Below are 13,419 nucleotides of genomic sequence, written 5' to 3'. Positions count from 1 at the left end.
CGTGAAATAATTACGCCCCACAATGTAGCAGGAGTAAAAGATGTTTGCAGGTTTACCTTCGCTGAGCCACGAGCAACAGCAAAAAGCGGTCGAACGTATCCATGAACTGATGGCCCAGGGGATGAGCAGCGGCCAGGCGATTGCCCTGGTGGCGGAAGAGCTGCGCGCTAATCATACCGGCGAGCGGATCGTAGCGCGCTTTGAAGATGAAGACGACGATCAGGATGAAGACGAGTAATTCAGTTTCGTCTTGCTCAGGTCCGAAACCTTACCTCCTCGACAGGATCACATCAGGGACTCGTCCGGGTTCGTCATAGAGCGTTACCTGCGTCATGTGATGACTGCGCCAGAAGGTTACTCGGGTTCCCTTTGGCGTGGGATCCACATGCGCTTCGGTGAGCGGGGAGCCGTTGGCCAGATCCCACAGACCGACAAAACGCGCCTGTGGAAGATGATTGCGGATAACCAGATAGCTAAGGTCGGTTATCGCCGGGTTATCAGGCGCCAGCCCTTGCCATAGCTCGCCGTCGCCCGCCAGCCACAGCGCGATGGTGCTCCCGTCCCGCACAAAGTGGCGTGGCTGACAGCCATTCAGTGGCGTCATCGTTGCCATCTTCATATGCCGAAGCGGTCCGCTGAGCGAAAAAGGCTGCGGTGTGCCGTTCTGATCCAGCGCCCTGGCAGCCAGATGCAGCGTCCAGTCGAGCTGCTGGCGATGGGGGTTTTCCACCGTTGAGAGATCGATCAGAACGTCTTCAAGCCACAGCAGGCGGCGGCGAAAGCGTACGTCACGCCAGGACTCCCGGTCCCATTCGACTCGACTATGACTGTCGAGCGCTGGCGGCGGTTTACCCCAGTCGGTCTCACAATCCAGCCAGTAAACGTCGTCAGCTATCTGCCAGCCCAGCACCGTCGGGATGGCAGGGGGTTGATTGCTCTGGTTAACTGACAGCGTATTATGCGTGGCGCTGTTTTTATAATAGTCATAATGCATTTCCGCCCCGTAGCCGGTGGTGCCAGGATCCGGCAACAGCCAGCCGTCGCGCTGCCATAGCATCAGGCTTTGTCTGTCGTAGTGGTCGTGTTCCCCTCCCCAGGGACTGTGTTTAATCAGCACCGCCAGCTGTTGCTTCGGACGTCGCCACAGGGTCAACCCCGCGCCAGGTGCAAAAAAGGATTGCTGGGGGATCGGCGACAGCGGTGACTCAGGCAGCGGATGATGGCGCCACAGTAACGTCTCACCCTCGTCAGGCTCCGTTTCGGTGAATTGCAGCACGGCGGCATACAGCGGATCGCGCCAGATAAACCAGGCGAACTCGTACAGATCCCGGTGCTGCAGCTTTTCCTGCCCGGCAAGACAGTCATTCAGCCGCGGGAATGTGCCATCCGGCAGCAGCAGCGACAGCGGGAATTTCAGCATCGGCTGATACCAGGGGCCATCCAGCAGGCTCCAGCGGGTGCCGCGCGCCAGCTTCTCAAAGGCGAAAAAGCCCTGCAGCGCGTAGTAGTGGTAGTGAATCGAACCCTCAAACCATAGCCCCTCTGCCAGCAGGCCATTTTCCAGCTGCCAGCGCAAGCCGTACGGCTGAAAAACGGCAAACTCCAGTAGATCCTCATCTTCGAGGATGAAGCCAAGTACAGCCAGCGCCGCATTGATTTTGACTTCGTGGTTATGGATCTGCGGCGTGCGATGTTGCCGCAAAAACGTGGCTGCACAGCGCAACAGATTTTCCCTGATGTGCTGCTGTTCACCAGGCGTCAGGCTGTCGCCAATAAAGTCATAACCCAACGCCATGTCCAAAATGCAGTTGGCTTCGCACAGGGTCTGGGCGTTCATTTTGCCCGGCCCGTTGTTGGGAATATCGCCGTGGACTTCATAGCCTGGATAGACATCCGCATAGCCCATCAATATGGCGCGTACTTTATCGCGCCAGGCTCTCTCACCGGTTAACTGCCATAACAGGCCGAGCCGCTGGCATGCGCTGGCATTACGTCCGTTCATTTCGCGCCACCACGCGCCGTCCCACGGTTCGCCGCGAAAAATCTCGCCATCGACCGGGCAGGCATGCTGGTGGGGCATGTCCGCTCGCCACGTTAATCGTACGCCGTGGTGCGGGCAAAAGTAGTAAAGATTCCAGCTGGCAATCCCGGTCTGCGGAATGCGTAATGCGGCATGAAGTACCGGCTGTGCATCCTTCACGAGCCGTTCGAGCAGCCCGCTATGGGCGGCGGCACGTTCGACAATGTCGGGCCAGAGCCCAGTAAATTGTTTCATTAGCGGTTATCCCTGACCTCTGAGGATGGTAAAAGCGGGGCAATAAGGGTGGTGATATCGTCGGGATATTTCGCCCGCAGCCACTGCGCTTTGTTGCGAAACAGCGGATCTTCCGGCCAGGCGTGGGCGGCAGTGGCGATATTGCGCAGCGCTTTTTGGTCATCCATGTTATCAATGTCTTTCCATGGCCATGGAGTATCGCTGTTAATAAATCCGGCGATGTACTGATAGCCTTTGCGCAGACTATGGTCATCAAGGGTGAAGTTCCAGATATCGACGCCCGCTTTCTCGCCCAGTCGCCCGAGGCGGTTGTAGGCTTCAAGGTTGAAATTACTGTAGTGCCAGGGCCGCGTACGCTCCAGCTCGGCCATCTGACGGCCTTCGATATCAAATTGACCGGCAATGCGCCGTAGCTGGGTGAGATACAGGCGCTGTTTCGCCTCGTCGGTTTTTCCGCTAAACAGGGCGAAGGTGACGGCCTGCATGTCAAAATAGCTGCCGTGGTTGTTGTGCCAGTTATCTTCTTCGAAACCGTTCTGGCTGGTGGTCATCCAGTGATAATACTCGCCAAACCACTGCTTCAACGCACTCACGTCCTTCTCGCTAAGCGCCGCAGAGGATTGCAGCAGGGCGATAGCGTCCACCACCTCAACCAGCGCCCGGCTATCAATAATGCCGATACCGCGCCCGTTGTTAATGCCGGGAATGGCCTGGGCGTATTGCAGATTGGGGTTCATACGCGTCTGTGGGTCGAGAAACCAGGTCTTCAACTGGGCTGCCGCTTTTTGCGCGTAGCGATCGTCGTGGGAGAAGTACCACGCCAGCGCCAGGGTTGATACATCCTGACTCATCTTCACCAGGCGGTTTTTATCGGTGGCATCGCTATTGGCGTCCGGGTTGGTTTGCCCATCTTTGCGGATATACGGCAGCCCGTCTTTGGTATCGGGATTCGGCCACCAGTAAGGGGGGAAACTATAGTAGTCGTGCTTGTTGCCGCTGGCGGCGACCAGCGTTTTGTCCATCACTGAGCGCAGCGGATGCGTGAGCGCCAGATCGGCTTTTTTTAGCAAGGCCGCCTGCGCCAGAACAAACAACGGATCTTTGGCGGCAATCTGCTGGCGGCTAAAGGCTAAATCCTTTTCGTCCAGCGTGTACGGCTCGGCGGCATGCAGAGAAGCGCTAAGGCTGGAACAAAATAGCGCAACGCATAACCAACCTCGGCGAGGTATTGCGTTCATGGTGATAACCCTTCTGCAAGTGTGAGAAAAGATAACAACGGATTTAAGCCTGTCGCGTATTTAAATAACACATAAAACAGGCGGTTTAATTAAAAACAATATATTTGAATATACAGTGGCGAGCAGTGTAAAAGACAAAGTTATTTTTTGTGTGACGCTCATCAAATTTATCGCTATCGATGGATAATGACCTTTTTAATGTTATGTACATCACGGAATTTAGCGTTTTTCTATATTTTTTGATTATTTTAACAAAAACGATAAATTTATAATTAATTGATTTTAATGTGTAATTTTTTGATGTAACTTTCATTGTCACTTTTCTATGTGATCTGATTCAACTTTTTTGTTTTTGAAACGCAATTTCTTTTTACTGTGGTTGTATTGATGGGTGTGTTTCTATCTAATGAATGGAAATATTTCTTGCGTCAGCTGTTTTAACGCCTGAGTGATATTCAAATTAATTCCTGCGTATTAATTGAGAATTTAATTACCTTTGTGTCCAACAATAAAGGATATGCAATCATGTCTGCGAATAAATTCCGCTCATTATTACTACTCACCGCGCTTGGACTCGGCGTGAGCCAAAGCTATGCCGCCACGACCCTCAACGTCTGGATCCGCGCCAGCAACGACTCGAAAAATATATACAAGCAAGAGGCGGAGAAATTTGAAGCAAAAACCGGTATCAAAATTGAGTATTTCAACGCCACTACTGACTTTGAACAGCGCCTGGCGCGCGCCACGGCGGGTAACGCTTTGCCCGATCTGATTTTTAACGACGCGGCTTCGCTGGGGCAGTTTATCCAGTTGGGTATTGCTGAGGAAATAGATCCGCAGTCGATCGCCGGCGGCGACCAGCTCTTCCCGACCGCATGGAAGAGTACCCGCTATATTGACGGTAAGTACTACGGTGTGCCGACCTCCGCCCAAACGTTCGCCCTGTTTGTACGCAAAGACTGGCGGGAAAAGCTGGGGCTGCCGCAGCCTAAAAGCTGGGAAGATATTCAGACCCTGGCGAAAGCCTTTACCACCGAGGATCCTGACGGCAACGGTAAAAACGATACCTACGGCTTTATCGTCCCCGCCTCCACGACGCGCGGCTATGCCAGCTGGTTTATGAGCAGCTTTATCTGGCAGGCGGGAGGGGATTTCGTCAAAGAAGAGGGCGGCAAATTCCGCGCCTCACTCAATACGCCAGAAGTGGTTCAGGCGATGACCTTTATACGCACCATGATTTGCGAAAAAGTCACCCAGCCGGGGGCGATTAACGCCACCACCGCCGACGTCATCCCGTCTTTCCGCTCCGGGCAAAGCGGCATGTTCTTTAGCGGCCCGTACCATATCGCGCTGTTTGATAAAGACCCGGGTAAAGACAACTTTGAAGTGATTCCGGTGGCAGGGCCAACAGGCGAAGCCACGCTCGCGGAGGGCACCACGGTCTTTATGATGAAGAGCAGCAAACAAAAAGACGCCGCGCGTAAATTTATCGAATTTATGATCTCGGCGGAAGGTCAGGAGATCGGCATGGGTAAAGGCAGCCAGCATATTCCGGTGGTGCGCCTGTCGGTGAATAAGAACGTCGACGTCAAAGCCGTCTATCAGGACGCCCGCTGGGAGACTTTCGCCAGGCTTTACAATGAGCAGGGACGCTATGTGCCGCAAATACCCAACTGGACGCCGGTGCGTCAGGTGGCCGCCGAGGGCTTTAACCGTATTTTTGCCGACTGCAACAGCCCGATCGCCGGCGAGCTGGAGAGTATCGACGGCAAGATGAACGCTGAGCTGAAAAAACAAAATGTGCTGGCTAACTGAGGACAACCGTGATGACGCTGCATGAGACGAAGTCCTCGCCGATGAAGCAGGCCGCGTCGCCTGACTCGATCGGATGGCTGAGCGCAAAGCGTAAGCGGGCGCTGATCCCGTGGCTGTTTTTAGCGCCTGCGCTCATTATTTTTAGCTGGTTTAAGTTCATCCCGATGATTCAGGGTCTGGTGATGAGCTTTTACAAGGTCAACTTTAATCAGCCGAACGAGTGGGTAGGACTCGATAACTTTACCCGTGCTTTTGCCGACGTCGAGTTGCACGCGGCGGTGGTGAATACGCTGCTGTACGTGGTAGTCACGATGTTCGCTGCGGCTATCCTGGCGTTCTTCCTCGCGATGCTGCTGGAAGGCCCGGCGCGCCACCTGCGTTTTATTCGCACCGCCATCTTTTTACCCGCCGTCACCAGCGCGGCGATCGTCGCCGAAATGTGGCGTATTTTATTCAACCCGACGCCCAACGGCGTGGTTAACCACATTCTCAGCTGGTTTGGCGTCGCCGATCAGGGCTTTCTTGCCAGTTCCGACCAGGCGCTGGGGGTCATCATGCTGCTGCACATCTGGAAAGCGGTGCCTTACAACATGGTGATCTTTATTGCCGGTCTGGCGGGGATCAGCCGCGATTTATACGATGCGGCGAACGTCGACGGCGCTAACTGGTGGAATCGTCTGCGCTACGTCACGCTGCCCGGCATGATCCCGGCGCTTTCGGTGGTGCTGATGCTCTCCTTTATCCGCGGTTTCCGAGTGTTTGCCGAGGTGTATGCCACCACCGGCGGCGGGCCATCTAATGCGACGGAAATGGTCATGACCCACATCTACAAACTGGGGTTTGAGCAGTTTGACTATGGCTACGCGTCGGCAGTGTCGTTCCTGCTGTTCGCCTTCACGGTTTTCTTAACCATTTGTCATCTGACGCTGAAAAAACGTATTGCACGTTACTAAGGAGCCGCGATGTTAAGTCAACGTTGGGATACTGCAGGGCGCTGGTGCATCTATGCGCTGCTGCTGATCGTTTTTGTCGGACCGTTCTGGGGCATCGTCGCCACGGCATTCAGCGGTGCGCCGGTGAAACCGGGTGAGCTGCTGGCCTGGCCGAATCAATTCTCGTTTGAAAATTTCATCTTCGCCTGGCGGGATATCGGTGTCTGGCAGTATCTGTTGAACTCCATCCTGGTGGTGTTCTTCGGCACTGTTTTGCAGGTGTCGGTCAGCGCGCTGGCGGCGTATGCCCTGGCCCGTAAGCAGTTCCGCGGCGTGGCGCTGGTGAGTCTGGTGATTTTGTCGACCATGATGCTACCGGAAGAGGTGATTGCGATCCCGCTGTACATGATCATCAACTGGCGGCTGCCGCTGATCGATGCCTCACTCTACAACAGCTATCTCGGGATGATACTGCCGGTCGTTGGCTGGGCGTTTTCCATCTTTGTGCTCACGGAATTTATGTCGGCGATCCCAAAAGAGCTGGAAGAGGCGGCGCGCATTGATGGCGCCAACGAATGGCAGATTTTCTTTCACGTGATCCTGCCGCTGGTGAAACCGGCGCTTGGCACGGTAGTCACCTTCGGCTTCATTATGATTTGGGACCAGTACCTGCTGCCGCTGATTGTGGTCAACCACGACAGTCTGAACACCATTCCGGTGATCCTCGGTACGCTGCGTACTGACGAGAGCATCACGCCAAACATTTTTATCGCCATTACGCTGCTGGCGATGCTGCCCAGCATCATCGTCTATCTCGGTCTGCAAAAACATTTCAATCGCGGGATTATGTCCGGCGCGGTCAAAGGATAAGGAGTTACCCATGGGATCTGTTGTACTGAATAGCGTACGTAAATCGTATGGTGATGCGCACGTGATAAAGGATGTGTCGCTGACCATTCCGGACGGCGAGTTCTGCGTGCTTGTCGGGCCCAGCGGCTGCGGCAAGTCGACGCTGCTGCGCATGATTGCCGGCCTGGAGGAGATTTCCGGCGGGGAAGTGCATATCAATGAACGCAATGTTACCGACGTCGAGCCGAAGCTGCGCGACATTGCCATGGTGTTCCAGAGCTACGCCCTCTATCCGCAGATGACGGTGCGGGAAAATATGGGCTTTGCGCTAAAGATGGCTAAGTTGCCGAAAGCGGAGATTAACCAGAAGGTGAATGAAGCCGCTGCACTGCTGGGGCTGGATCCCCTGCTGGAGCGCTTACCAAAGGATCTCTCCGGCGGCCAGCGGCAGCGCGTGGCGATGGGACGTGCCATCGTGCGTAAACCGCAGGTGTTTTTGTTTGATGAACCGCTGTCAAACCTCGACGCTAAGCTGCGTACCCAGGTGCGGGGTGAGATCCGCGAACTGCATCGCCGGCTGAAAACCACCTCGGTATACGTCACCCACGATCAGATCGAAGCCATGACCATGGGGCAGATGATTGTGGTCCTGCGCGATGGGCGCATCGAGCAGGCGGGTACCCCACTGGAGCTGTACGACCAGCCGGCGAATCTGTTCGTTGCCGGGTTTATTGGTTCGCCGGAGATTAACCAGCTGCCCGGTGAGGTCGAATTGAACGGAGATGCGACCAGCCTGCGGCTGAAAGATGGTTCGCTTCTGGCATTACCTGCGGGGTTAGCGGTCACCAATGGTCAACAGGTGGTGTATGCCATTCGCCCTGAGCAGGTCAACGTGGTGCATGAGCCCCGCGATGATGCGCTGGCGGCGAAGGTCACAGCGGTAGAGAACACCGGTTCGGATATGCAGTTGTTCTGCGATACCGGCGGCGGGGCGTTTACTTCGGTATTTAAACAGCGACTGGCGGTGAAAGAAGGCGACAGCATCTGGCTGCAGCCGAAGCTTTCTGGCGTGCATCTGTTCGATGCGCAAAGCGGTCAACGTATAGCCTGCCGGGAGGGCGTCTGACGTGGCGATGAAGCTGTACACCCTTGACGAAAGCTGTCTGGAAAACGCGCGTGCGGGATTAAAACAGCCGTTCTCGCCGCTGCAGCTGGCGCTGAGCAAGCTGGTTTCGCAGGCCGATATTCTGCGTCGTGAAGCGCCGGAAAGCGTTGTGCATAAAAAACTGCGGCCGGCGAGCGGCGACGCGCACGATTACTACAGCCTGGGCACCTACTGGTGGCCGAACCCACGGCGCCCCAACGGGCTGCCGTATATTCGCCGCGACGGGCATATCAATCCGCAGTGTGAAAATAACGATACCGACACCTCGCGCATTATCCGCATGTGCGAACGCTGTCTGACTCTGGGACTGGCGTGGTATTTCACCGGTCAGCGCCACTACGCCCAGGCGGCGGCCATGCAGATCCGCTGCTGGTTCCTGGATTCAGAGACGCGAATGAATCCGCATCTGAACTACGGCCAGGCAATTCCGGGGATTGTCTCCGGTCGCGGCACCGGGCTAATAGACACTCGCTTAATGTGGATGGTGGTCGATACCATCGGCTTGATTAGCCCGGCGAACGTGCTGGATACCGACGATATTATCGGCCTGCATCAGTGGTTCCGGGATTTTAACCACTGGATGTACTACAGCGAAATCGGCCATTCAGAGTATGTCTGGCACAACAACCACGGCACCTGGTACGACGCCCAGCGGACGGTTAACGCGCTATTCTACGGCGATAAAGGGCTGGCGGCGCGGATCATTGCGCAGGGGATCACCCAGCGAATGGCGGCGCAGATTGACCAGGATGGCAAGCAGACCATGGAGCTTGAGCGCACCATTCCGTTCCATTACTCGCTGTTTAATCTGGAGGCGCATCTGCTGCTGAATCGCTATGCCGAGCATGTCGAATTCGATCGCTGGAACACCATCCGCGACGGGCGAGGAGTGAAGCAGGGGATAGATTACCTGGTGCCGTTTATCCGTGAACCCGATCTCTGGCCGTACAGTGACCTGCAGGGGATAGTGTGGGATAGCGCGCTGCGGGTGCTGCTGCAGTCAGCCCGTGGTTATGCAAAACAATCCGCCAGCTATCGCGATGTGCTGAAATGCCTGCCGCAGGAGACGCTGCAGTTGAAGGAACAACTGATGTGGTGTCCGGGTTTGTAGGCCTGATAAGCGCAGCGCCATCAGGCATTAGGTGCACGTTGCCGGATGGCGGCGTGCCGCCTTATCCGGCCTACAGATACCGTGTCTCGCCGACCTCGGGAGGCACGGTATAACGAGTTACACCGCGGCGATAATCTTAATCTCAACCTTATATTTTGGGTTCATCAGTTTCGCCTGTACCGTACAGCGTACCGGCGCGTGACCGGCGACGACCCATGCATCCCAGGCCTGATTCATTGCCGCAAAGTCTGCGCCGTCGGCGAGGAAAATGGTGGCATCAAGAATACGCGACTTATCGCTGCCCTGTTTTTCCAGCACCGCGTCAATCTGCGCCAGGGTGTTGGCGGTCTGCTCGAAGGCGTCGGCATCGAGATTTGTCGGCACGCCGGTGTAGTACAGGGTCTGGTTGTGGATCACCACGTCTGACCAACGGGCTTCGGCATCAATACGCGTAATTGTCATGTCTTTTTCCTCTTTGAGCATTCCATTCGGCAGCGGCAAGACTGCCATAATGTTCCGCTCGCGTCACTACCCGGACTGGCGAAACGCCGTCCTCCCTGACATAATCACTGTCCAAATAACCAGGGGGCAATGTGATCGACGATTTTGCAGCAGACGGCCAGCTAGCCAAAGCCATACCGGGATTTAAGCCGCGCGAGCCGCAGCGCCAGATGGCGATAGCCGTTAGCGAAGCGATTGAGGCCTCCCGTCCGCTGGTGGTGGAAGCGGGGACCGGAACCGGTAAAACCTACGCTTACCTGGCGCCTGCGCTGCGGGCGAAAAAAAAGGTGATTATCTCCACCGGCTCGAAAGCGCTGCAGGATCAGCTCTACAGCCGCGATCTGCCCACCGTCGCCAAAGCGCTCAAATTCACCGGCAAACTGGCGCTGCTCAAAGGGCGCTCCAACTACCTGTGCCTCGAACGTCTTGAGCAGCAGGCGCTGGCGGGCGGCGATCTGCCGGTACAAACCCTCAGCGATGTGATCCTCCTGCGCTCCTGGTCGAACCAAACCCAGGATGGCGATATCAGCACCTGCGCCAGCGTGGCGGAAGACTCCCAGGCCTGGCCGCTGGTCACCAGCACCAACGATAACTGTCTCGGGAGCGACTGCCCACTGTATAAAGATTGCTTCGTGGTGAAGGCGCGTAAAAAAGCGATGGACGCCGACGTGGTGGTGGTCAACCATCATCTTTTTCTTGCCGATATGGTGGTCAAAGAGAGCGGCTTTGCCGAGCTGATCCCCGAGGCGGAAGTGATGATCTTCGATGAAGCCCATCAGCTGCCGGATATCGCCAGTCAGTACTTTGGTCAGTCGCTCTCCAGCCGCCAGCTGCTGGATCTGGCGAAAGACATCACCATTGCCTACCGCACCGAACTGAAAGACACCCAGCAGTTGCAAAAATGCGCCGACCGCCTGGCGCAAAGCGCGCAGGATTTCCGCCTGCAACTGGGGGATCCCGGCTATCGCGGCAACCTGCGCGAACTGCTGGCGGATAGCCACATTCAGCGCGCGCTGCTGCTGCTCGATGACGCGCTCGAGCTATGCTATGACGTCGCCAAACTTTCGCTGGGCCGTTCGGCGCTGCTCGACGCCGCTTTTGAGCGCGCCACCCTCTATCGCGGGCGCTTAAAGCGGCTGAAAGAGATTAACCAACCGGGCTACAGCTACTGGTATGAGTGCACCTCGCGCCACTTTACTCTCGCCCTGACGCCGTTGACCGTGGCCGAGAAGTTTAAAGAGGTGATGACGCAGAAGTCGGGGAGCTGGATCTTTACCTCAGCGACGCTGTCAGTGAACGACGATCTGCACCACTTCACCGCCCGGCTGGGGATCGACGAGGCGCAGTCCCTGCTGCTGCCAAGCCCCTTTGATTATCAACATCAGGCGCTGCTTTGCGTGCCGCGCAATCTGCCGCTGCCGAATCAGCCTGGCGCGGCGCGCCACCTGGCGGCGATGCTCAAGCCGCTGATCGAGGCCAACGACGGTCGCTGCTTCATGCTGTGTACCTCGCACGCCATGATGCGCGATCTGGCGGAGCAGTTCCGTGCCACCATGACGCTACCGGTGCTGCTGCAGGGGGAGACCAGCAAAGGCCAGCTGTTGCAGCAGTTTGTCAGCGCCGGCAACGCCCTGCTGGTGGCCACCAGCAGCTTCTGGGAAGGGGTCGACGTGCGCGGCGATGCGCTGTCGCTGGTGATCATCGATAAGCTGCCGTTTACTTCGCCGGACGACCCGCTGCTAAAAGCGCGCATGGAAGATTGCCGGCTGCGCGGCGGCGATCCGTTCGATGAAGTGCAGTTGCCGGAAGCCGTCATCACCCTCAAACAGGGGGTGGGACGCCTGATCCGCGATATCGACGATCGCGGGGTGCTGGTGATCTGCGACAACCGGCTGGTGATGCGCCCCTACGGCGCGGTGTTCCTGGCCAGCTTGCCTCCTGCGCCGCGGACCCGCGATATCCGCCGGGCGGTGCGCTTCCTCGCCGTGCCGCCGGCAAGGTAATCCGCACTAAAATGTGTTAAGCTGCGCGCCATTTTGTTAATTAGCGGTTCCCAATAGACTTCGGGCGGCATGGCGGCGGGTTGGCCGTTTGCCGGAAAACAGGCTGCCTGAAGGCCTGAACTATGTAACGAGAGCGTGACCACCCATGCGAATTTTGGCTATCGATACCGCCACAGAGGCCTGCTCCGCGGCGCTGTGGAATGATGGCACCCTTAGTGCTCATTTCGAAATTTGTCCCCGCGAACATACCCAACGTATCCTGCCGCTGGTGCAGGAGGTCCTCACCGAGAGCGGCACCACGCTGACCGAGCTGGACGCGCTGGCCTTTGGCCGCGGTCCGGGTAGCTTTACCGGCGTGCGCATCGGCATCGGTATCGCTCAGGGGCTGGCGCTGGGCGCTGAGCTGCCAATGATCGGCGTTTCCACGCTGGCCACCATGGCGCAGGGCGCCTGGCGCAAAACTGGCGCCACCCGCGTGCTGGCGGCTATTGACGCGCGGATGGGCGAAGTCTACTGGGCCGAGTACCAGCGCGACGAGCAGGGCGTGTGGCATGGCGAAGAGACGGAAGCGGTGCTCAAACCGGAAGCGGTAGCCGAACGGCTGGCACAGCTTTCCGGCGAATGGGCCACCGTCGGCACCGGCTGGCAGGCGTGGCCGGATCTGGCGAAAGCGAGCGGACTGACCTTAAGCAGCGGCGAAATTGAACTGCCGGCGGCGGAGGATATGCTGCCGTTAGCCTGTTACCTGCTGGCGGCGGGGAAAACCGTGGCCGTGGAGAAAGCGGAGCCGGTTTATTTGCGAAACGAGGTGGCGTGGAAGAAACTTCCAGGCCGCGAGTGAATCTCAGTAACAAGAAGACTGAGAAAAGGAGTCGCATCATGGCGGGTCAAAAACAGGGCGTTCGCTGGCTGTTAGCCGCGGCGGTTGCCGTTGCGCTAAGCGGCTGCGTGTCAGTGCCGGATGCCATCAAAGGCACCAGCCCTACGCCGCAGCAGGATTTAGTGCGGGTGATGAACGCGCCGCAGCTGTACGTTGGCCAGGAAGCACGCTTTGGCGGCAAAGTGGTCAATGTGCAGAACCAGCAGGGTAAAACCCGCCTGGAAATCGCCACCGTGCCGCTGGACAGCGGCGCACGGCCTGTGCTCGGCGAACCGTCACGTGGGCGGATCTATGCCGACGTTAATGGCTTCCTCGATCCGGTCGACTACCGCGGCCAGCTGGTGACCGTGGTCGGGCCGATTGCCGGGGTGGTCGACGGCAAAGTGGGCAGCACGCCGTATAAATTTATGCTGATGAACGCCATCGGCTACAAACGCTGGAACGTGGTGCAGCAGGTGGTGATGCCCCCGCAGCCCATCGATCCGTGGATGCTGGGTCCGCGCCCCTGGGGTTACGGCTATGGCGGCTGGGGCTGGTACAACCCCGGCCCTGCTGAGGTGAGAAACGTCGTAACTGAATGATTTTGTTGTTTATGTTAGTTCAAAGAAACAGCGGCCGGTCCGCTGTTTCTTTGTTTTCAGTCGAATAAG

The 13,419-nt window shown here is 57.1% G+C and carries 12 protein-coding genes; 9 read left to right on the top strand and 3 right to left on the bottom strand.

What is annotated here, in order from left to right:
• Nucleotides 1-40: 40 nt before the first annotated feature.
• On the top strand, nt 41-238 hold the full coding sequence (locus CWM54_RS08775) for a YoaH family protein (RefSeq protein WP_061154133.1): 198 nt from the start codon (nt 41-43) through the stop codon (nt 236-238).
• Between the two features lie 30 nt (nt 239-268).
• Here CWM54_RS08775 and CWM54_RS08770 read toward each other — a convergent pair whose 3' ends face one another.
• Nucleotides 269-2,275 carry a heparinase II/III family protein gene (locus CWM54_RS08770; RefSeq protein ID WP_100696771.1) on the bottom strand — a complete coding sequence of 669 codons (2,007 nt, stop codon included), beginning with the start codon at nt 2,273-2,275 and terminating at the stop codon, nt 269-271.
• Nucleotides 2,275-3,513, bottom strand: a complete 1,239-nt coding sequence (locus tag CWM54_RS08765; protein ID WP_100696769.1) for an alginate lyase family protein — start codon at nt 3,511-3,513, stop codon at nt 2,275-2,277. The genes CWM54_RS08770 and CWM54_RS08765 overlap by 1 nt, the downstream gene beginning before the upstream one ends.
• Nucleotides 3,514-4,038: 525 nt before the next feature.
• Here CWM54_RS08765 and CWM54_RS08760 point away from each other — a divergent pair.
• Genes CWM54_RS08760 through CWM54_RS08740 form a run of 5 tightly spaced genes read left to right on the top strand, consistent with a single transcriptional unit; the run spans nt 4,039 to nt 9,385 of the window.
• Nucleotides 4,039-5,328, top strand: a complete 1,290-nt coding sequence (locus CWM54_RS08760; RefSeq protein ID WP_100696767.1) for an ABC transporter substrate-binding protein — start codon at nt 4,039-4,041, stop codon at nt 5,326-5,328.
• A 41-nt stretch (nt 5,329-5,369) separates the two neighbouring features.
• Nucleotides 5,370-6,281: a carbohydrate ABC transporter permease gene (locus CWM54_RS08755; RefSeq protein WP_413773490.1), complete on the top strand. Its 912-nt coding sequence runs from the start codon at nt 5,370-5,372 to the stop codon at nt 6,279-6,281.
• Nucleotides 6,282-6,290: 9 nt separating this feature from the next.
• Nucleotides 6,291-7,130 carry a carbohydrate ABC transporter permease gene (locus CWM54_RS08750; RefSeq protein ID WP_061154137.1) on the top strand — a complete coding sequence of 280 codons (840 nt, stop codon included), beginning with the start codon at nt 6,291-6,293 and terminating at the stop codon, nt 7,128-7,130.
• Between the two features lie 10 nt (nt 7,131-7,140).
• Nucleotides 7,141-8,235 (top strand): ABC transporter ATP-binding protein, encoded by a 1,095-nt coding sequence (locus tag CWM54_RS08745; RefSeq protein ID WP_100681197.1) that lies wholly within the window; start codon nt 7,141-7,143, stop codon nt 8,233-8,235.
• Between the two features lie 7 nt (nt 8,236-8,242).
• The gene (locus CWM54_RS08740; protein WP_100696939.1) at nt 8,243-9,385 is read left to right on the top strand and encodes an alginate lyase family protein; all 1,143 of its coding nucleotides are present in this window, start codon (nt 8,243-8,245) and stop codon (nt 9,383-9,385) included.
• Nucleotides 9,386-9,502: 117 nt separating this feature from the next.
• Here CWM54_RS08740 and CWM54_RS08735 read toward each other — a convergent pair whose 3' ends face one another.
• Nucleotides 9,503-9,847, bottom strand: a complete 345-nt coding sequence (locus tag CWM54_RS08735; RefSeq protein WP_100696937.1) for a RidA family protein — start codon at nt 9,845-9,847, stop codon at nt 9,503-9,505.
• Nucleotides 9,848-9,978: 131 nt separating this feature from the next.
• Here CWM54_RS08735 and CWM54_RS08730 point away from each other — a divergent pair, with 131 nt between their 5' ends.
• The 3 genes from CWM54_RS08730 (at nt 9,979) to CWM54_RS08720 (ending at nt 13,350) form a co-directional block, all read left to right on the top strand.
• Entirely contained in the window at nt 9,979-11,889 is a 1,911-nt protein-coding gene (locus CWM54_RS08730) for an ATP-dependent DNA helicase (protein WP_100681196.1), read from the top strand.
• Between the two features lie 145 nt (nt 11,890-12,034).
• Nucleotides 12,035-12,730, top strand: a complete 696-nt coding sequence (gene tsaB, locus CWM54_RS08725; RefSeq protein ID WP_061154140.1) for a tRNA (adenosine(37)-N6)-threonylcarbamoyltransferase complex dimerization subunit type 1 TsaB — start codon at nt 12,035-12,037, stop codon at nt 12,728-12,730.
• A gap of 38 nt (nt 12,731-12,768) precedes the next feature.
• Nucleotides 12,769-13,350: a Slp family lipoprotein gene (locus CWM54_RS08720; protein ID WP_008804297.1), complete on the top strand. Its 582-nt coding sequence runs from the start codon at nt 12,769-12,771 to the stop codon at nt 13,348-13,350.
• Nucleotides 13,351-13,419: the final 69 nt, after the last annotated feature.

The organism is Klebsiella sp. D-Nf1 (assembly GCF_002810515.1).
Classification (GTDB): Bacteria; Pseudomonadota; Gammaproteobacteria; order Enterobacterales; family Enterobacteriaceae; genus Klebsiella; species Klebsiella variicola.
This window is presented reverse-complemented; position numbering and strand designations above follow the sequence as displayed.

What these genes read in the sequence shown, in the direction of transcription:
- CWM54_RS08755 (WP_413773490.1), top strand. Translation starts at nt 5,370, where the DNA reads ATGAAGCAGGCCGCGTCGCCTGACTCGATCGGATGGCTGAGCGCAAAG.
- CWM54_RS08775 (WP_061154133.1), top strand. Translation starts at nt 41, where the DNA reads ATGTTTGCAGGTTTACCTTCGCTGAGCCACGAGCAACAGCAAAAAGCG.
- CWM54_RS08740 (WP_100696939.1), top strand. Translation starts at nt 8,243, where the DNA reads ATGAAGCTGTACACCCTTGACGAAAGCTGTCTGGAAAACGCGCGTGCG.
- CWM54_RS08765 (WP_100696769.1), bottom strand. Translation starts at nt 3,513, where the DNA reads ATGAACGCAATACCTCGCCGAGGTTGGTTATGCGTTGCGCTATTTTGT.
- CWM54_RS08735 (WP_100696937.1), bottom strand. Translation starts at nt 9,847, where the DNA reads ATGACAATTACGCGTATTGATGCCGAAGCCCGTTGGTCAGACGTGGTG.
- CWM54_RS08745 (WP_100681197.1), top strand. Translation starts at nt 7,141, where the DNA reads ATGGGATCTGTTGTACTGAATAGCGTACGTAAATCGTATGGTGATGCG.
- CWM54_RS08760 (WP_100696767.1), top strand. Translation starts at nt 4,039, where the DNA reads ATGTCTGCGAATAAATTCCGCTCATTATTACTACTCACCGCGCTTGGA.
- CWM54_RS08750 (WP_061154137.1), top strand. Translation starts at nt 6,291, where the DNA reads ATGTTAAGTCAACGTTGGGATACTGCAGGGCGCTGGTGCATCTATGCG.
- CWM54_RS08770 (WP_100696771.1), bottom strand. Translation starts at nt 2,275, where the DNA reads ATGAAACAATTTACTGGGCTCTGGCCCGACATTGTCGAACGTGCCGCC.
- tsaB (WP_061154140.1), top strand. Translation starts at nt 12,035, where the DNA reads ATGCGAATTTTGGCTATCGATACCGCCACAGAGGCCTGCTCCGCGGCG.
- CWM54_RS08720 (WP_008804297.1), top strand. Translation starts at nt 12,769, where the DNA reads ATGGCGGGTCAAAAACAGGGCGTTCGCTGGCTGTTAGCCGCGGCGGTT.